Source organism: Flagellimonas sp. (assembly GCF_965222555.1).
Classification (GTDB): Bacteria; Bacteroidota; Bacteroidia; order Flavobacteriales; family Flavobacteriaceae; genus Flagellimonas.
In genome coordinates this window covers 1,041,551-1,060,552 of the sequence record NZ_CBDCUG010000005.1, presented here as the reverse complement: position 1 = coordinate 1,060,552, position 19,002 = coordinate 1,041,551, and the positions used below count along the sequence as shown (strand labels likewise).

Annotated in this window: 15 protein-coding genes; 12 read left to right on the top strand and 3 right to left on the bottom strand. The window is 41.1% G+C overall.

Features of this window, described 5'->3' with window-relative positions; all coding sequences use genetic code 11:
* Window positions 1-82: 82 nt before the first annotated feature.
* Complete coding sequence (locus tag ACOQO1_RS13135) at window positions 83-781, bottom strand: carboxypeptidase-like regulatory domain-containing protein (protein ID WP_420603337.1); 699 nt, start codon at window positions 779-781, stop codon at window positions 83-85.
* Between the two features lie 172 nt (window positions 782-953).
* Here ACOQO1_RS13135 and ACOQO1_RS13130 point away from each other — a divergent pair, with 172 nt between their 5' ends.
* The 11 genes from ACOQO1_RS13130 (at window position 954) to ACOQO1_RS13080 (ending at window position 14,543) form a co-directional block, all read left to right on the top strand.
* A complete protein-coding gene (locus ACOQO1_RS13130) occupies window positions 954-4,088 on the top strand; it encodes a VPS10 domain-containing protein (protein WP_420603336.1) in 3,135 nt (1,044 codons plus the stop codon).
* A gap of 76 nt (window positions 4,089-4,164) precedes the next feature.
* Window positions 4,165-4,587 carry a hypothetical protein gene (locus tag ACOQO1_RS13125; RefSeq protein WP_420603335.1) on the top strand — a complete coding sequence of 141 codons (423 nt, stop codon included), beginning with the start codon at window positions 4,165-4,167 and terminating at the stop codon, window positions 4,585-4,587.
* A 92-nt stretch (window positions 4,588-4,679) separates the two neighbouring features.
* Complete coding sequence (locus tag ACOQO1_RS13120; RefSeq protein ID WP_420603334.1) at window positions 4,680-6,455, top strand: MutS-related protein; 1,776 nt, start codon at window positions 4,680-4,682, stop codon at window positions 6,453-6,455.
* A gap of 51 nt (window positions 6,456-6,506) precedes the next feature.
* Window positions 6,507-7,052: a CopD family protein gene (locus ACOQO1_RS13115; RefSeq protein ID WP_420603333.1), complete on the top strand. Its 546-nt coding sequence runs from the start codon at window positions 6,507-6,509 to the stop codon at window positions 7,050-7,052.
* 161 nt (window positions 7,053-7,213) lie between these two features.
* A complete protein-coding gene (locus ACOQO1_RS13110) occupies window positions 7,214-8,620 on the top strand; it encodes an ATP-binding protein (protein ID WP_420604334.1) in 1,407 nt (468 codons plus the stop codon).
* A gap of 12 nt (window positions 8,621-8,632) precedes the next feature.
* Window positions 8,633-9,415: an enoyl-CoA hydratase/isomerase family protein gene (locus tag ACOQO1_RS13105; protein ID WP_420603332.1), complete on the top strand. Its 783-nt coding sequence runs from the start codon at window positions 8,633-8,635 to the stop codon at window positions 9,413-9,415.
* A gap of 24 nt (window positions 9,416-9,439) precedes the next feature.
* Window positions 9,440-10,996: a hypothetical protein gene (locus ACOQO1_RS13100; protein ID WP_420603331.1), complete on the top strand. Its 1,557-nt coding sequence runs from the start codon at window positions 9,440-9,442 to the stop codon at window positions 10,994-10,996.
* A 54-nt stretch (window positions 10,997-11,050) separates the two neighbouring features.
* On the top strand, window positions 11,051-11,509 hold the full coding sequence (locus tag ACOQO1_RS13095; RefSeq protein ID WP_420603330.1) for an META domain-containing protein: 459 nt from the start codon (window positions 11,051-11,053) through the stop codon (window positions 11,507-11,509).
* Between the two features lie 203 nt (window positions 11,510-11,712).
* Complete coding sequence (locus tag ACOQO1_RS13090) at window positions 11,713-12,786, top strand: PA0069 family radical SAM protein (RefSeq protein WP_420603329.1); 1,074 nt, start codon at window positions 11,713-11,715, stop codon at window positions 12,784-12,786.
* Between the two features lie 102 nt (window positions 12,787-12,888).
* Entirely contained in the window at window positions 12,889-13,242 is a 354-nt protein-coding gene (locus tag ACOQO1_RS13085; RefSeq protein ID WP_420603328.1) for a YciI family protein, read from the top strand.
* Between the two features lie 56 nt (window positions 13,243-13,298).
* The gene (locus tag ACOQO1_RS13080; protein ID WP_420603327.1) at window positions 13,299-14,543 is read left to right on the top strand and encodes an RNA polymerase sigma factor; all 1,245 of its coding nucleotides are present in this window, start codon (window positions 13,299-13,301) and stop codon (window positions 14,541-14,543) included.
* A gap of 165 nt (window positions 14,544-14,708) precedes the next feature.
* Here ACOQO1_RS13080 and ACOQO1_RS13075 read toward each other — a convergent pair whose 3' ends face one another.
* Complete coding sequence (locus ACOQO1_RS13075) at window positions 14,709-15,800, bottom strand: acyltransferase family protein (protein WP_420603326.1); 1,092 nt, start codon at window positions 15,798-15,800, stop codon at window positions 14,709-14,711.
* Between the two features lie 71 nt (window positions 15,801-15,871).
* Window positions 15,872-17,296 carry a Gfo/Idh/MocA family protein gene (locus ACOQO1_RS13070; protein ID WP_420603325.1) on the bottom strand — a complete coding sequence of 475 codons (1,425 nt, stop codon included), beginning with the start codon at window positions 17,294-17,296 and terminating at the stop codon, window positions 15,872-15,874.
* 258 nt (window positions 17,297-17,554) lie between these two features.
* Here ACOQO1_RS13070 and ACOQO1_RS13065 point away from each other — a divergent pair, with 258 nt between their 5' ends.
* A complete protein-coding gene (locus tag ACOQO1_RS13065) occupies window positions 17,555-18,985 on the top strand; it encodes a glycosyltransferase (RefSeq protein WP_420603324.1) in 1,431 nt (476 codons plus the stop codon).
* The last annotated feature ends 17 nt before the right edge of the window (window positions 18,986-19,002 follow it).

Here is a 19,002-nt window from a genome sequence, read left to right as displayed (position 1 = left end):
AATTGGATGATTACTTTCTCCAATGGATTAATATAAAATTATCCACATTGTTACAAAACGCGACTGGAATTATAAGATGAGGTTATTTTTTTCGGAATAGATTTAGAAATCGATTAAAGATATTTTGTTTACAAACTATTAAAACTTCTCCCATAAGTTCTTCTTCCAGTTCTGTACAGGTGACTTCTATAAAATCAGTTTCCAGAGGAACTATTTTTTCAATAGTTTGGAATCCGATGTATGAAATTACCAGAGTGGTTTCTTTGTTTGTGAATTCTTTTTCAAGAGTAATGGTGAAATTTCCATCAAAATCAGTTTGGGTGTTAATGTCTGTTCCCTTAATGCTTATGTTGGCTCCAGGAAGTGGGTCGCGATAATCCCCGACCTTTCCTTTAATTGTGATGGAATCATTAACTGTTGGGGTCGGAACAATTTTGCCCATTACTATGTCTTCTTGAACTTGATGGGTTGGGGTGGGAGGTGTTTCTTGCGCTGCAAGAGGAGTCCCAATTGCCAATAGAGAGGTGTAGCCCAACAATGCTACATTTCGTTGAAAAGTTGAACGTGTTACCGAAGGTAAAGGAGTATTCAATTGGTTGGATTTAAAACGGCCGCATAACTTACTCCCTTTGGAAAGTTTTTGGGCCAAAACAATTTTTGAAGTATTGGTGAAATCGATGACTTCTTTTTGACAACTTTTACAAAAGGCTCCTTTCTGTGTTGGAGTCATCTTATTCCAGTTTTCTGAACAAGGTTTTGGGATGGTCAGTATTTTGCTCATATCTAAATTCTTTTGTCTAAACTAGTGTGATAATTGACCGGAAAAAATTCAGAATGAGGGAACATGCTATTTGAATGAGTGAACCTGGACAACGGTTAATATTTAATGTATTTGTGTTATGCTCTCTTGCTTTTTTCCTACATTTAAGTCCGACTAATTCAACATCAAAAAAATGAAACAACCGCTGTCCAAAAGCGGAGTGCTACTGGTCGCACTTTGCTTGTTTGCCATTTCCTCCCAATCCCAAAGAAAAAAGAAAACCCAACCTACACCTGATTATCCGGAAGAGTTGTATTCAAGTCTGGAATATCGCTTGGTAGGGCCCTTCCGTGGAGGACGCTCTGCAGCGGTGACCGGAGTTCCCGGAGAACCCAACCTTTTTTATTTTGGTGCCACTGGCGGAGGGGTATGGAAAACCACCAATGGAGGCCGTACTTGGGAGAATATTTCTGATGGTTATTTTGGGGGAAGCATCGGTGCTGTTGAGGTGGCCAAAAGCGATCCGAACGTAATTTATGTAGGCGGAGGAGAAAAAACGCTTCGAGGAAATGTTTCCAGTGGATATGGAATTTGGAAAACAGAGAATGCTGGAAAGACGTGGACGTTTGCAGGACTAAAAAATAGTAGGCATGTACCCAGAATCCGAATTCACCCTACCGATTACAATACGATTTATGCGGCAGTGCTGGGCAATATATATAAACCCACGAAAGAAAGAGGAATCTATAAGAGTACAGATGGAGGAAAAAACTGGAAACGGGTACTTTTTGTCAATGATCAGTCCGGGGCTGTCGATTTGACTTTCGACCCAAACAACCCAAGAATTCTATACGCTTCTACATGGAGGGCGAAAAGAACACCTTATAGTTTAAGCAGTGGAGGTGATGGCTCGGCACTCTGGAAAAGTACCGATAGCGGAGAGACCTGGACAGAAATTTCAAAAAATGAAGGCTTTCCAAAAGATACCTTGGGAATAATTGGTGTGACAGTTTCACCCAAAAACAGTGACAGGGTATGGGCCATTGTGGAGAACAAAGAAAAAGGAGGCTTGTATCGTTCCGATGATGGCGGAAAGAAATGGACACAGGTAAATAGTGAACGTAAATTACGTCAACGGGCCTGGTACTATACTCGAGTATATGCGGATACCGAAGATGAGGATGTGGTCTATGTGTTGAATGTACGTTACCATAAATCCACCGATGGTGGAAAGACCTTCAATACTTTCAATGCGCCACATGGGGATCATCATGATTTATGGATTTCACCTGAAAACTCCAAACGAATGGTGATTGGGGATGACGGAGGTGCGCAGGTTACTTATGATGGCGGTGAAACATGGAGTACCTACTACAATCAACCCACAGCGCAATTTTACAGAGTGACCACGGATAATGCATTTCCATATCGCATTTATGTGGCGCAACAGGATAATTCCACCATCCGTATCAACCACCGTAGTGATGATGGGTCTATTGGCGAAGATGATTGGGAACCGACTGCCGGTGGTGAATCGGCACATATTGCTATTGATCCTACCAATAATGACATTGTTTATGGAGGTAGTTACGATGGATTTTTAACTCGGGTCAACCATAAAAACAAAACCGTAAGAGGGATCAATGTATGGCCCGATAACCCGATGGGGCATGGTGCGGAAGCCATGAAATATCGTTTCCAATGGAACTTCCCCATCATTTTTAGCAAGCACGACCCTAAGAAGTTGTACACTTTTTCCAACCATGTGCACTTGAGTACCAATGAAGGCCAAAGTTGGGAAGTGTTGAGCGATGATCTAACCAGAAACGACCCAACAAAGTTGGTTTCCAGTGGTGGACCTATTACACAGGACAACACCAGTGTGGAATATTACTGTACCATTTTTGCCGCTAACGAAAGCCCCATAAAAGAAGGCTTGCTTTGGGTGGGAAGTGATGATGGTCTCATTCATGTTACCAAAGATGGAGGTACAAGCTGGGAAAATGTTACTCCTCCCGATATGCCCGAATGGAACATGATCAATAGCATTGAACCATCGGCTTTTGATGAGGGCACCTGCTATGTAGCCGCCACGCGATATAAATTGGGAGATTTTCAACCGTACCTATACAAAACCACGGACTACGGAAAAACCTGGATGAAGATTACAAATGGAATCGATTCTGAACATTTTACAAGGGTACTTCGCGAAGACCCAAAACGAAAAGGACTGTTGTATGCGGGAACGGAAACAGGGATGTACATTTCCTTTAATGATGGAAGAAATTGGCAAAAGTTCCAGTTGAACCTTCCCATTGTTCCCATTACCGATTTGGTGATCAAGGATAATAATTTGGTAGTGGCTACCCAGGGGCGTAGTGTTTGGGTTATTGATGACCTTACAGTGTTGCACCAACAAGATGCTTCCCAAAAAACTACTAATGCAATTCTTTATCACCCCAAAGATAGCTACCGAACCAAAGGAACTGCCGCCAAGGAGCCTTCAAAAACAGAAGGGCAGAACCATCCAAATGGAGTTATTACACATTTCTATCTGAAAGATGTCGCTGAGAAGGACAGTATCAGCCTTACCTATACCAAAATGAATGGAGATACTTTGGCAACATATAGCAACTTTACTTCAAAAAAGGACAAAAAAATTAAAGTGAAAAAAGGTGGGAACACCCATGTTTGGGATACTCGCGGAAAAGGTGCCGAAAAATTGAAAGGGATGATTCTTTGGTGGGCCAATTTAAGTGGAGCAAAGGCCGTACCGGGCAACTATAAGGTCCATTTGAATGTGAATGGAGTGAATCAATCCCAAGAATTCAAGATTCTGCCCGATCCAAGGGCCGAGGTTTCTGTTACCGATATGCAAAAGCAGTACGATTTTATTTCTGACATTAATGAAACGATTGACAGGGCGCATCAATCCATTAAAAAAATCAGAAAAATCAATGCGCAATTGGATGCTTTTACAAAACAGTATGCAGACAATGAACAGACCAAGGATTTGGTTGAAAAAGCCAAAAAAATGAAGGAAGATTTTGGTGAGATTGAAAAAGCACTTTATCAAACCAAAAATCGAAGTAATCAAGATCCATTGAACTTCCCCATTCGGTTAACGAACAAATTGGGGCATTTGAATAGTTTGGTTTCCATTGATGATTTTCCTCCAACGGAACAGGATATAGCGGTTAAAAATGAACTTTCGGGAAAAATTAAATCCCAATTGGAAGCATTTGATGCTTTGGTGGATAAAGAAATCAAGGAATTCAATGCAAAGTTTAACGCCCTGAATTTGGAATATTTATTTATTGAAAGGTGATACTGTAGGCAAAGTTTAGAATTTAATTAAGATTTGTCAGAGACTCACATAGGGCGAAATTCTCTAATTTTAGCTTATGAACAAATTGATTCGTAGCCTATTAATTTTCTGTTTTTCTGCTTCTTCAATGGGGTTGATGGCACAAAATGAAGAAAAGAAAACCGATTCCAAAGCAAAAAATAGTAATGAAAATCAAGCAGCTTTTTTTCAAAAGTATTTTGACAGCTTTGCATTGGACTCTCTTAAGTCGGGAAAAGGACTTGGGCTTAATCATTTTCATAAAGGACTTGAATTAAATATAGAAGAAGCTAGGTCGAAACAGCTAGATTACAATATGCCAGTTTTTAAACCCGAAGGAGAACACAATATGCCTATTCAAAAACCCAAGGGACATTACACCATGCCTATTTATGGAACGGGTTCCATTAATACAGACGGATTTACGGTACAGAACCCTTTGGATAACACAAAGTCTATTCAAGAAAAGAAAGTGCCTTAAGTTGTATGGAAGGACTTCCTGAATTAAATTATTCATCTAAATTTATCGGTTTTTAATCCCTACCAAAAGAACGGGACATATTTAGATGATTTATGACGCTTGAACCAAAGACTTTCTACAATAGTCAGCTACAAAAGTTTGAAGATGAGCTAAGCGATATCAAGAAAAAGCTAAACCTTTCGAGCTCCATACGATTATTGGTTTTTATCGCATTGGTTTTGGCAATTTATTTTGGTTGGGGTAACACCAAAATTTTGGTTGCGACACTTTTTTTGGGAATTGCAGCCTTCATTTTTCTGGTGATGCGACATAATCGCCTAAAATATCAGCAAGATCTAAAAACCGAATTGATCAAAAGGAACAAATTGGAACTCCGGGTGCTCAACCGTGATTTTCATGACCTTCCCGAAGGGAAAGAATTCCTGGACCCGGAACATTGGTATGGGCCAGATATTGACCTATTTGGCAGAGGATCTTTTTATCAATATCTCAACAGAACGGCTTTGGCAAGTGGCTCTGGAGTATTGGCACAAATACTACAATCCAACAACATTGAAAACATTGGGCGAAAACAAGCGGCTATCCAAGAGCTTGCGCAAAAACCAGAATGGCGACAAGAGTATGGTGCAACCGCTACTTTGGTAAAAACCGAAGTTCCTGCCAACAAATTAATAGGCTGGTTAACCGATTACAAGCCGTTTGTACCGAAACAAATGAAGGTGTGGGCCTATATATTTTCACTGATATCTTCCGTACTGATAGCTTGTTATTTTATTGATTTGATTTCTGGATATTGGGTATTTTTTGCGTTTGTTGCAGGAATGGGGATAACGGGGAGTTTCGTCAAAAAAATCAATAAGCTTTCAGCAAACACATCCCAAATACAGAGCACTTTTACGCAGTATTCCAGATTGTTGTCGCTAATTGAGCGCCAAGAATTTGAAAGTGGGCTGCTGGCCCAAAAAAGGGAAGGTATCATAAATCAACAACAATCAAGTTCAGGGATTTTAAAGAAATTTTCAAAACTTTTAGATAGACTTGACCAACGTAACAACATTCTTGTTTCATTGGTTCTCAATGGATTTTTCTTGAGAGATTTAATTATCTGCAGTGAAATAGAAATATGGGTCGATCAACATAAGACCAATGTTTCCAAATGGTTTGATACCATAGCTTTTTACGATGCTTACAACAGTTTGGGCAACTATGCATTTAACCATAAAGATCATGTATACCCTACTATTGTGGACCATGGAAAAACTTTGGAATGTAAAGGCGTGGCCCATCCCATGCTAGATCCCAAAAAAGCTGTTCGTAATGATATTGCCATAGCAAAAGACGAGTTTTTCATCGTTACCGGAGCAAATATGGCGGGCAAGAGCACCTTTTTACGAACAGTGGCGTTGCAATTGGTAATGGCCAATGTTGGACTGCCGGTTTGTGCACAAGCTGCAACCTATAGCCCTATCAAATTGATTACAAGCATGCGCACCAGCGATAGCCTGGCGGATGATGAAAGCTATTTTTTTAGTGAATTGAAGCGATTAAAATTCATTGTGGAACAAATGGATGTGGACAACTACTTTATTGTCCTCGATGAAATATTGAAAGGCACAAACAGCACCGACAAAGCCGTTGGCTCACAAAAATTCATCAAAAAACTTGTGAGTTTGGGAGGCACGGGGATAATCGCCACCCATGATTTAAGCCTGTGTGAAGTGGCTGAAAAACTTGACAGTGTATCCAATTATTATTTTGATGCCAATATTGTGGACGGAGAGCTTTTCTTTGACTACCAATTTAAAGAGGGAGTCTGCCAAAACATGAACGCAAGCTTTTTGCTGAAAAAAATGGGCATTGTAGAGTAGTTCCGGACCTCTTTAGGCTTAAATTTACGGTGGTCAATAATGCATGGCAATATGATGTACCCTTATATAAAATCCCTACATCTCATTTTTGTGGTAACCTGGTTTGCGGGCCTTTTCTACATTCCTCGTCTCTTCATTTACCATATTGAAGCTTGGCAAAAACCATCACCAGAAAAGGAGATTTTATCGGAACAGTTAAAGCTGATGACAAAACGGTTGTGGAATATCATTACTTGGCCTTCGGCCATTTTATGCACGCTATTTGCCATTTGGTTGTTGATTTTACAACCAATATGGCTGCAAGAAGCATGGATGCAGGTAAAGTTGGGCTTTGTGGTACTTCTTTTCGGCTACCATTTAAAATGTCATCAAATTTTTAAACAGTTACAGCGTGATGAGGTCAAATACACCTCACGGTTTATGCGCATTTGGAACGAAGTGGCAACCTTGGTTCTTTTTGCAGTTGTGTTTTTGGTGATTCTAAAGAATGCCTTCAATTGGATTTATGGGGTTGTCGGCATCTTTGTTCTTGCCATATTATTGATGCTTGGTATCCGTTTGTACAAACGTATCCGGGATAAAAACCCTAATGCCTAAATCCAAAAACCAATAATCAAGCACCAAATTCCAAGTTTTTGGAGTTTGGGATTTGAAATTTATCACATGCACTATTTTGGTGTGATTATTGCTAACTTTAATCCCAAATCCGCAGAAGGTTGTTCAAAAAACTATCGCTTCGTTCACGCATATTTATCGCCATGATTCTATTGGTGGTTATAGCATCTTTGCTAATTGCGGCAGTTACCATTTACCAATCCAGAGAGCAGAGTAAGGATTACCATGAAAACCGTTTGGAACGGAAGGAGCAACAGATCCATCAAAGCATTTCATATGTTTTAAAAGAAACCACATATCCCGTTATTACGGAAAACTTGGAGTTCATTTTTAAGGACGAGATTTATAAGATCGCGGATGTTCAAAACGTCAACTTTAATATTTACGACCTGGAAGGGCAGTTGATAAAAAGTTCAAGACGTTCCTTTGAGTTGGATTCCATTTCCAATTGTTTGGATGCAGAAGTATTGAATAGCCTGAAATTGACTTCGAACAAACGGTATATTGAGAAAAAAAGGGCCGCGGGAGACAATTACCAAGCTTCGTACACCTATATCAATGATGAGAAGTTCAAGCCTATCGGCATTATGAATTTGCCCTATTTTGAAGATAATACCTTCAACAATATGGAGCTTCGCGAATTTTTGTTCCGTTTGGGCGGGGTCTACCTGATCATGCTATTTTCGGCAATTGTTTTGGCGTACTTCATCTCAAAATATATTACCCGTTCCTTACAGACCATTTCCGATAAAATAACCCAAACCGATCTGACCAAACGCAATGCCAAAATCTATATAGAAAATCCCAGTCAGGAAATTGGCAAATTGGTCGACTCTTACAATGAGATGATAGATGAATTGGAAGAAAGCGCCGTAAAACTTGCTCGAAGTGAAAGAGAACAGGCCTGGAGGGAAATGGCCAAGCAGGTGGCCCATGAAATAAAAAATCCGTTGACCCCGCTGCGTTTGACCGTGCAAAGTTTTGAGCGCAAGTTCAATCCTGAGGACCCCAAGGCGGAGACCAAAGTAAAAGAGTTCTCAAAAACCCTGATCCAGCAGATTGACACCATGAGCAACATCGCATCTGCATTTTCCAATTTTGCCGATATGCCGGCCCAGCAAAAGGAAACCCTGAACGTGGTGAAGATTGTTAAGTTAGCCCTGGAAATTTTTACGGAGGACTATATCCATTTTATAGCTGATGAAGAAGAAATCATAGCCAAATTGGACCGTACCCAATTGATCAGGGTGGTGACCAATTTGGTCAAAAATGCCATTCAGGCCGTACCGGAGGTAGACTCTCCCCGCATTTTGGTAACCGTGGCTTCAGAACAAGAACATGTAAAAATTTCTGTAGCCGATAACGGTATTGGGATATCCGACGATTTTACGGAGAAAGTGTTCGAGCCCAAGTTCACCACAAAATCCAGCGGAATGGGCCTTGGTCTGGGAATGGTAAAAAACATTGTGGAAAACTATAACGGAACCATAGAATTCACCTCCAAAGAAGGTAGGGGAACTGTGTTCACCGTTAAATTTCCGAAGGAATAAAAAAAGACATCCATGAACTACGAAAACATCTACATCGAAGAAGAAAATAATATTGCCACAATAACCATCAATCGTCCAAAAAAGCTAAATGCGCTCAACAAAAGGACCATTTCAGAACTTCATACGGCATTTAAGGAACTGGATGAGGACAAGGAAATCAAGGTGATCATCATTACCGGAAGTGGAGAAAAGGCCTTTGTGGCTGGGGCCGATATTTCCGAATTTGCCCATTTTTCCATAGAAGAAGGCTGGCAACTGGCCGCCGAAGGGCAAAAATTGCTTTTCGATTTTGTGGAAAACCTATCGACCCCCGTGATTGCGGCCATTAATGGCTTTGCGTTGGGCGGGGGACTGGAGCTTGCAATGTCCAGCCACTTTAGAATTGCCAGTGATAATGCCAAAATGGGACTCCCGGAAGTTTCCCTTGGTGTAATTCCGGGGTATGGCGGCACACAGCGATTGCCACAGCTTATTGGAAAAGGAAGGGCCATGGAAATGATCATGACCGCAGGAATGATGGATGCTGAAAAAGCGTTGAATTCCGGATTGGTCAATTATGTGGTGCCACAGGACGAATTATTGCCCCTTTGTCTTAAAATAGCGAGCAGGATATCGAATAACTCCTCTGTGGCCATAAAATATGCAATAAATGCCGTAAATGCTGGTTTTAAGTATGATGTAAATGGTTATGCCGCAGAGATCGATGCTTTTGGCAGTTGCTTTGGTACAGAAGACTTCAAAGAAGGAACTTCAGCCTTCCTGGAAAAGCGAAAAGCCGATTTCCCTGGGTCATAGCCGTTGGTCTAACCAAACCAGACTATGATGAAAAAGCGATTTATTCTACTTTGCTTGATTTTGGCAGGAGGGCTAATGTGTGCCCAGGAAAAGATGCCGGTCTCCTACGACTTTGGAGAAAAATTCAGTGATAGATACCGTTATTCAAACCTCATGACCATCTCTGATGATGGAACCGGGGGCTACATTTTGGTGAGAGCCTATTTTCAGGGATTGATCCTTAAGCCCAAAGGATATTTGATAGAGCGTTACAATAGTAACCTGGAACTGGTTTCCGAATACAATTACAAGCTTAAGGGGTTGAATTTTGTTGATGGATTCTTTAAGAACGGTCAGCTGAACCTCTTGTTCCTCAACTATAATTATGATCGGGGTCAGTACGAATATTGGGTACACAGCAGTCCAATAATGGCTTTCAATTTTAAAAAGCAAAAACTGTTGACCATCGCATCCGAAGAAGTTCGGGATCCGGTTGGGAAAAACTATTATAACCGAAATTTCTCCAAAGGATTTTCCACAACCATACTTTTCAATGAAGAAAAAACAGGTTTTGTGATCAGCACGCACCACAAAAGAGGAAAGCAGAACAAGCATGTCATCCACATGTACGATACGGCGCTCAACAAACGTTTTGAACATGATTTTTCACATGAGATCGAGGAGAAGAACTATGCCTTTGAGAACATTGCCATCAGTTCAGATTTGCAAACGGTCTACATTGTTGGAAAAGCATATTTTAAAAAGAAGCGTTTTCGTGTTGATGAACGCAAGTTTCAGTACGAATTGATTAAGGTTTCCCAAAATGGGAGCAAGACACAATCATTTGTTGATTCTGGAAAATACCCTGAGGCATTATATCCCATCATTTTAAAGAACAGACTGGTCTGTGCAGGTTTTTATGCGGATAGAAAAGACAATCGCTATAATGGAATAGCCTATTTTGATGTCAGTCCCATTTCTTTGGGCATCAATGCCAAAAAGTACAATCCATTTTCACAACAGTTTATGGAGGACAAGTTTGGAAGGGACGAGGAGAAGGTAATCAAGAACTTGGTTTTTAAAGGAGTGGAAGTTACTCCCCAAGAAGAGATCTTTTTTAATGCGGAGGAGTATTTTGTGACCACTGGAATGGAGGTTACAGGAGCAGGCCAACGCGTTAAACTGGAACGCTTTCACCATAATGATATCGTGAGTGCCAAATTAAACCCCAATGGAGATTTGGTGTGGGCCAGAAACATCAACAAGGCCGAAGTGACCCAGGGCGATGGCGCCTACGCTTCCTACAGTTCCTTTTGCAAAGAGGGAAAGACCTATTTCTTTATCTGTACCGCAGCGGACAATCCGCAATTGATCAATAACGAACGACTCATTTTTAAACAGGGATTGAGCAGAAATCGGAATGTGTTTATGATCTCCTTGGATGAAAATGGGGTCATGGACTACGAAAAGATCATAGACAACCAAGAGGCCAGGTTGCCCCTTATGGTTTCCAAGCCCCTTAAAATTGCCAATGATGACAATATGCTTTTTTATGCCAAAAGGGGAAGCAAAAAACAATTGGTAAAAGTGTCTTTTCTTTAGAAAATAAAGCAACGGAATAGACTCAGATGCCTCTAGGTAAAAAAAGCTCAAAATATGCCCACTCGATTTAAACTATTGGCTACTGGGATAATTATTTCATTGCTGGTTATTGGCTGTAGTGAAGATGCAGAACGCAAGATTGAAGGAGATATCGTTGGAAAATGGCAGGTCAATGCCATCCATAACTCAAGTCCTTCCGGTCCAACCCTGGGGCCAACTTCTGGAGAGGTAATTTCCATCACTTTTGATGACAATGGAAAGTTCACGGGGGCTACCTCAGTAAATTCATTTAAGGGAAGCTATTCAGCTACCGAAACAATACTTTTGATTCGGGAAATAACCACCACCGAAGTGGCCGACACCAATTTTGGGCAGGCCTTTTACGAATCCATTAGTGAGAGTAGAAACACAACAACTGGTTTTTCAGAGTTTGCCATCGATTTTAAGGACGAAAACAACCTGAACCTGGAATATTTGGGCTTCAAGTTTTTAACACTTCAAAAGGAACAGTAAACGGTTTTTAGTTCACAGCCAACAGTTAAAACAAAGGAACTGTCTAACAATCTAGAAGTCCAATGCCGTACCTCCAACCCCAAACCATAAGCAAAATCTGTGCAATCTGTGCAATTCCTCTTTACAATATAAAATAGTTCATTGTTGATAAATGAATAATAAATTAATGGAATATTTCCATAATTTTGGAATAAATCCATTTAATGAAATCCAAAGACCTACTTAAAGGACGTGGCGCCCAAAAAAATCCGCCCAACAAATTCTTGCAACATGTGTATGAAATGCGCGAGGACTTTTTGGAATTCTGCCGACTGGAAGGGGAACAGGCCGAGAAAAACAAAACCGAGTACATCCCTATTTTTCCAAAGACCATTGTAAACAAAGTAGATAGCCCAGATGTGGGGATGATGTATTCCATGAACCCATACCAGGGCTGTGAACATGGATGCATTTACTGCTATGCCCGTAATGCACATGAATATTGGGGCTATAGCGCCGGGCTGGATTTTGAGCGTAAGATCTTGGTCAAAAAATCAGCTCCAGAGCTGTTGGAAAAAAAGATAAAGCACAAGAATTGGAGGGCACAGACCATTGTAATGTCCGGCAACACGGATTGCTACCAACCTGCAGAGCAAAAGTTCAAAATTACCAGAAAGTGCTTGGAGGTATTTTTAAAATACAGGCATCCCGTAGGGATCATCACAAAAAATGCCCTGGTGCTACGTGATCTGGACATCCTGACCGAACTTACATCCCATCAATTGGTGGGGGTGAACATCTCCGTGACCTCCCTTTCTGAAAAAACGAGAAGGAAATTGGAACCCAGAACGGCATCCATCCAAAAGCGGTTAAAGACCATCAAAACCCTTTCGGAAAACAATATTCCGGTAAACGCCATGTTGGCGCCCATGATTCCCGGAATCAACAGTCATGAACTTTTAAGATTGGCCAAAACGGTTGCAGACCACGGCGCCAGTTCTTTTGCCATAACCGTGGTGCGTTTGAATGGTGCCATTGGCCAAATTTTCACCGATTGGATTAAAAAGGCTATGCCGGATAGGGCTGAAAAAGTTTTGCACCTGATTCAGGATTGCCATGGAGGCACCATCAATGATAGCAGGTTTGGATTGCGCAACCGAGGAGAGGGGAATGTGGCCAAACAGATTCATGATATGGCCAGATTGGCTCGATTGAAATATTTTAAGAACAAGAGCTTTCCAAAATTAAACTATGACCTACACGAACAATACAAAGATGGACAAATGAAATTATTTTAAATAAATTTATAGGGATTGTCCAATCCATGCTTTGGTCTTCGTCATTAAGTCAAGAACAAAGTAAAAACCAGTCCACGAGCGTTGGACATAAAACTAAGAACAATGAGTAATTTTTTGTATTTATTTAGAGGAGGAGACGAAGCTTACGGCAAATTGTCACAAGAAGAAAAGCAAGCCCATATGCAAGTGTGGGGGGAGTGGATGGGAGGCTTAAAAGAAAAGGGCCAACTTTTGGACGGTCTCCCCTTGGGCGAGGATGGAAAAGTGGTGCGAAATAGGGGGGAGTTGGTCACCAATGGCCCATATGCCGAGGGAGCCGAAATGGTAGGGGGATACTTGATCGTGTCGGCCAAGGATATTGATGAAGCTGTTGAAATATCAAAAGGATGTCCCATTTTTGATTATGATGGCAGTTTTGTGGAGGTAAGGGAAATACTTTCCATGGATGGGCACTAAATAAGAATGTTTAAAATCCAGAAGCCTGATGAAAATCGGGCTTTTTCTTTTGTGCAATGAAGCAAACCAACCTCACCAATACTGTTGACCACCTTTTCAGAAATGAATATGGGAAGATCGTGGCCGTGCTGACCAACAAGTTTGGGGTTGTCCATTTGGAACAGATTGAGGATGCGGCTCAGGACACTTTTGTAAAGGCCATGCAGGTTTGGGCATTTAAATCCATCCCGGACAATCCCACGGCCTGGCTGTACAGAGTGGCCAATAATGCCCTGATCGATGTACTTAGAAGGGGCAAGAAAATGGACTATCTGGATAATCGGCCATTAAAGGAGAGTGATGAAGACCCATCAACAAAAGAGCCCTCGTTGGAAGATACCATATCGGATAGTCAGCTAAAAATGATTTTTGCTTGCTGCCACCCATCCCTGTCGGAGGAATATCAAATCATTTTGAGCCTAAAGCTTATTGGGGGGTTTAGCAATAAGGAATTGGCGGAATCCCTGTTGAAAAAAGAGGAAACCGTGGCCAAATCGTTCACAAGGGCCAAGAAAAAATTTCGGGAGGAAGTTCAGTTTTTACAGATTCCCGTTCAAATGGGCCTGCAATCCCGATTGTTCATTGTGTTGCGGGTAATCTATTTACTTTTTTCTGAAGGATATGCTGCTACCACAGGTTCGCAAGTGCTTAAAAGGGATATTTGCTACGAGGCACTGCGATTGGCATTGTTGTTAAGGGAGAACAAATATTGCAGGCATGCCAATTTGGAGGCTTTGATTGCGTTAATGTGTTTTCATGCTTCTCGTTTTGATGCGCGCTTGGACAAAAACGGTGAGCTGGTAACCTTGGAATTTCAGGATAGGGCCAAGTACAACAAAGAACTGATTAAGATTGGCATTCACCATCTGGAAAGTTCGGGAACGGAGGACAAATTACCATCCAGTTATCATTTGGAAGCAGCTCGCTCGTTTTACCATTGCCAGGCCAAGACTTTCCAAAAAACCGATTGGAAAAGCATATTGTATTTGTACGATGTACAATTGAAACAACCCCACTCTTCCATGTTGGCTCTAAACCGAATTGTTCCTTTTGCTAAAGTCCGTGGAGCCGAAAAGGGACTTGCTGAATTGAAAGCTCTGGCCAGTAAAACAGATTTGTCCAAATCAGGGCTTTTTTATGCCATCAAGGCAGAATTGCTACTGGAACTTAAACATGCAGATTATAAATCAATCTTAAAAAAAGCCATCCAGTTCACGGACAATGAACTGGTAAAAAGGCACCTTCAAAAGAAATTGATCTAACGCCAATTGCTGCTAAGGAAATTTATGTCAGTTTGAGTGCCAAATCACAGATTTGGAATATCGAAAACAAGTAAGCTTCTTACTAGAAAGTACTTCTCGATACAAAATTCCTCTAGAATTTTACTCGAAGTGACACAAGGATTCCTAAACAGTATTCAAGATGGCCTAAACCTTAATAAAGGTGTTATTCTTGTACATGTACCACAGCAGTAAATAAAGAATTCCAAATCCACCTAAAGAAAGTATCATGGGATAGTACCCTCCGGTATATTTTTCGAGTCCAAATAACAAAAACCCGGCAATTTCACGGAAGTTAATGACATGGGATAGCACATATGCAGTAATAGCATTCATACCAATCACCTTTAAAGGGAACGTCCATTTGGTTTTGCCTTTTACATCAATGACCCAATAAAACAAGGCCAATAAAATAAAACACACCCCGGAAGAGGCCAATACAAAGGAGCTGGTCCAGATTTTTTTGACAATGGGATGCCATATCCCCCAGACAACCCCCAGAACCACCCCGGCAATTCCGGCCAGGAACAAATACGTAGAGATTTTTTTTCTGGGTAGGTTTGATTTGATAAGTTCCCCGGCAAAAAGCCCCGAAAGGGTTGTTGCAATAAAGCCCAATCCGCTGAGCAGCCAAGTGTACTGTAGACCATCATCAAATTTCCCAAGGATTAAACGGTCAAAATACAGTGCAAAATTTTGGTCCGGAAGCAAAACACTTTTTCCTACGCCTGGAACATTGGGAACTGTCAATAGCAAAGCATAAATAATAAGACAAGCGGCAAAAAGCACAAAGCGCCATTTTCTGCTCAGGTGTATATAGGCTATGCAAGTGAACAAATACCCTACCGCAATGGCCTGTAACGTGTTACTGAAAATGTGGAACTCGTTAATGTCGAATGCCAACAAATCTCCCTGCACGATCCAACCCAAAATAAAGAGAATGATAAAACGTCTGATGAGCTTTCTGTATATAGCACCTTTGCTCGTGCTGTTTTGCATTCTTTTGGATAAAGAAAACGGAATAACCGCACCTACCACAAACAGGAACAGGGGCATTATAATGTCATAAAAGGTAGAGCCAAACCATTCCGGATGGTTAAACTGTTTTGCCAACGCTGCTGTGAACGATGTTTGAGCACCTTCGTTGAGGTTGAAAAAAAAGTGATCTGCAAAAATAATCAGGAGCATATCGAAACCCCTTAGCGCATCAATGGAAAGAATTCTGGCTGGTTTGGTCATATGTATAGATTTTAAGGACTTCTTTTCCTATTAGGTCAAGGAGTCCTTAATATTTTCTGCACTAAAAAGGCCTAGGTCAATTCCCAGCCCTTGCGGTACTCACGACTCACCCATTCGTTGGCCTTGTCGTAATTGGTGATTTTCATGTTTTCACCATCCCAAAGCAACTTACGTCTTCCCGGGTACTCAAAGGGATCCCAATCTCCTACCTTTTTGCCCTCTTTCAACACTTTATATTGATAAGCCTTTACAGCGAGGTTGCCCATCAGTACCGTTTCTGTTAAAGGACCTGCTTTGGCAAAATTGGAAGAGGTTTCAGCTCCGGTTAAACAACCATCTACAAAATTGGCGATATGTCCACCCATACTTCCAGGAACTCTTGGATATTTAGGTGCTGGAGATTTGTATAGATCCATCATATCAGAAGGGAGCAAACGGGCGTTTTGCGAATAAGTATCGCAAACCAAGATTCCCTTATCTCCATACATAATGGTTCCACCATCTCTATTGCCAACGATCTCACCATCTTTTAATTCGTCCGGAAGATCGGGCATGATTCCACCATCGTACCAGTTCAATTGAATATCTCCATGTGTTGGATGTTCAAACTTTAAATGGATTTTTGAGGAAGGAGGACATGAAGGACTGTAATCTGCTTCAACAAAATCACCAACCCAAACCGTTGTGCAACTGGCTTCTGCTTCCGTAGGATAACCCAAATCCAAAACACTGAACGGGGTTTCCATAATATGGCAACCCATATCGCCTAATGCACCGGTTCCAAAATCCCACCAACCTCTCCACTTGAAGGGCAAATAAGCTTCGTTATAATTGCGCATTGCTGCAGGGCCCAGCCATAAATCCCAATCCAATCCTTTGGGCACTGGCTGCTTTTCCGAAGGAACAGGAACACCTTGCGGCCATACGGGACGGTTGGTCCAGCATTCTATGGTATGTACGTTTCCAATAACTCCAGACTCCACCCATTCTCGGGCAATGCGACTGTCATCACTTGATGCTCCCTGATTTCCCATTTGTGTAACAATTCCATTTTCCGCGGCTACTTTGGTCATCAATCGTGCTTCGTGAATATTGTGGGTCAATGGTTTTTCAACATAGGCATGCTTTTTTTCACGCATAAAAGGAAGTGCTATGGTGGCATGCGTATGATCGGGAGTAGCCACCGAAATGGCGTCAATATCTTTTAAATGCTTTTTGTAAACCTTTCGAAAATCTTTGTACTGTTTTGCGTCTGGAAATGCCTCATAGGTCTGTTTTGCCCTTCGCTCATCCACATCACAGAAAGCAACAAATTTTACTTTGCCAGTCTCGGCCAAACCACGAATGACACCTCCACCCCTGCCACCTGCTCCAAATGCGGCCATATAAAGCGTGTCACTGGGAGGGACATGGGTTTTTCCAAGAACAAAACTGGGGACAATAGTAAAGGCTGCGGAGGTTGTTGCAGCATTTTTCAAAAACTTTCTTCGTTGCATTTTAAATGTATTAATTACAGCATTGAATATACAAAAAAGCAGCAATTACTTTAGGGCCTATTTGTAATCTGTAACAATGTTTTGGACGATTGTGCTGAAAAGAGGTAAATATGGAATAGGATTTATGTGATGGATCTTGATGTGACCAAAAGTTTTTTAACTGGAACGAAGTTTTGCGTTAAAAAAATAAAAACAAAAATCTAAAACTCATTTGGTAACGTATAACACAAGAACACATTATATGCAGTACCAATGAAAATGGAAAATACTTCTACCAAACCAGTGCATGAATCTGAAAATTCTTTTCAAAGTACCAAACCCTTTTCCTTTGTAAAAAGTATACGCACTTTTTTTGAAACAGCGGATGCTTGGGGTGTTTTTGTAATGGGAAGCACCTTTGTACTAATGGTGGGTGCGGCCTATTTGGTGTATATATTGCAGAGCGATTTTACACAATTCAATATTGAACGAAAAAGCTCTTGGTTGGGATTGACGTTTATGACCATAGCTGGTGGATTGTTTTTGTTCAAAACAACATTCTTCCTTTATACTTTATATCGATTTTTTAAATACAAAGCCATTGATTCGGTTACTGATGAGGAGTTGCCAACCTGTACGGTAATTGTACCCGCCTATAATGAAGGAAAGCAAGTTTGGCACACATTGATGAGTTTGGCCGACGGAGATTTTCCGAAAGAAAAATTACAGTTGCTTGCCATTGATGATGGCAGTCAAGATGATACTTGGCACTGGATTAAGGAAGCCAAGAAAACCCTGGGTGATAGTCTGACCATACACAAACAACCCAAAAATATGGGGAAACGCCATGCGTTGTATCATGGTTTTAAGGAAGGGACAGGAGAAATATTTGTAACCGTTGACAGTGATTCCATTGTAAAGAAAGATACCTTAAGAAATTTGGTCAGCCCGTTTGTCACCAATGAAAAGTGCGGTGCCGTTGCAGGGAACATCCGCGTTTTAAATAATAAGAAGGCGTTGCTTCCTAAAATGTTGGATGTGAGCTTTGTTTTAAGCTTTGAGTTTGTGCGCTCAGCGGAAAGTACCTTCAATTCTGTACTCTGTACACCTGGTGCTCTGGCGGCGTATAGAAGGACTGCGGTTTTTGGTTGTCTTGATGAATGGATAAATCAAACTTTTATGGGACAGCCTTCAGATATTGGTGAGGACCGTGCAATGACTAATATGATATTGAAGCAGGGCCATCACGTACTGTTCCAAAGAAATGCTATCGCCTACACTAATGTGCCTGAACAATATAAAGGTCTGTACAAGATGTTCATCAGATGGGGTAGAAGTAATGTTAGAGAAAATATTGCAATGTCCAAATATGTGTTCAAAAACTTCAGGGAAGGATCCAAAATGGGCCCAAGATTGTTGTTTCTTAGCCAATCTTCAAAAATTGTGATGAGCTATCCATTCTTGATTTTCATGCTATTTTTTATTTTGACCCATCCGTTGTTGTTTTTGAGTTCAACACTGCTCAGTATATTTATTTTGTCCACGTTTCCGGTGATTTTCTATGCGAAGCGATATGAATTTTCAGAATCGTTCTGGGCATATTCGTACAGTATACTATACACTTTTGGCTTGTTCTGGATTACACCTTACGCTATTGCCACGGCTAATAAACGAGGTTGGCTGACACGCGGTCTGCCACAGAAAAAATAGGAATGTTGGTTAAGTTT

Coding starts and splice junctions, on each gene's coding strand:
- ACOQO1_RS13095 (WP_420603330.1), top strand. CDS start 11,051: ATGCCCACTCGATTTAAACTATTGGCTACTGGGATAATTATTTCATTG.
- ACOQO1_RS13075 (WP_420603326.1), bottom strand. CDS start 15,800: ATGACCAAACCAGCCAGAATTCTTTCCATTGATGCGCTAAGGGGTTTC.
- ACOQO1_RS13130 (WP_420603336.1), top strand. CDS start 954: ATGAAACAACCGCTGTCCAAAAGCGGAGTGCTACTGGTCGCACTTTGC.
- ACOQO1_RS13125 (WP_420603335.1), top strand. CDS start 4,165: ATGAACAAATTGATTCGTAGCCTATTAATTTTCTGTTTTTCTGCTTCT.
- ACOQO1_RS13100 (WP_420603331.1), top strand. CDS start 9,440: ATGATGAAAAAGCGATTTATTCTACTTTGCTTGATTTTGGCAGGAGGG.
- ACOQO1_RS13115 (WP_420603333.1), top strand. CDS start 6,507: ATGATGTACCCTTATATAAAATCCCTACATCTCATTTTTGTGGTAACC.
- ACOQO1_RS13120 (WP_420603334.1), top strand. CDS start 4,680: ATGACGCTTGAACCAAAGACTTTCTACAATAGTCAGCTACAAAAGTTT.
- ACOQO1_RS13110 (WP_420604334.1), top strand. CDS start 7,214: ATGATTCTATTGGTGGTTATAGCATCTTTGCTAATTGCGGCAGTTACC.
- ACOQO1_RS13135 (WP_420603337.1), bottom strand. CDS start 781: ATGAGCAAAATACTGACCATCCCAAAACCTTGTTCAGAAAACTGGAAT.
- ACOQO1_RS13070 (WP_420603325.1), bottom strand. CDS start 17,296: ATGCAACGAAGAAAGTTTTTGAAAAATGCTGCAACAACCTCCGCAGCC.
- ACOQO1_RS13085 (WP_420603328.1), top strand. CDS start 12,889: ATGAGTAATTTTTTGTATTTATTTAGAGGAGGAGACGAAGCTTACGGC.
- ACOQO1_RS13065 (WP_420603324.1), top strand. CDS start 17,555: ATGGAAAATACTTCTACCAAACCAGTGCATGAATCTGAAAATTCTTTT.
- ACOQO1_RS13080 (WP_420603327.1), top strand. CDS start 13,299: ATGAAGCAAACCAACCTCACCAATACTGTTGACCACCTTTTCAGAAAT.
- ACOQO1_RS13105 (WP_420603332.1), top strand. CDS start 8,633: ATGAACTACGAAAACATCTACATCGAAGAAGAAAATAATATTGCCACA.
- ACOQO1_RS13090 (WP_420603329.1), top strand. CDS start 11,713: ATGAAATCCAAAGACCTACTTAAAGGACGTGGCGCCCAAAAAAATCCG.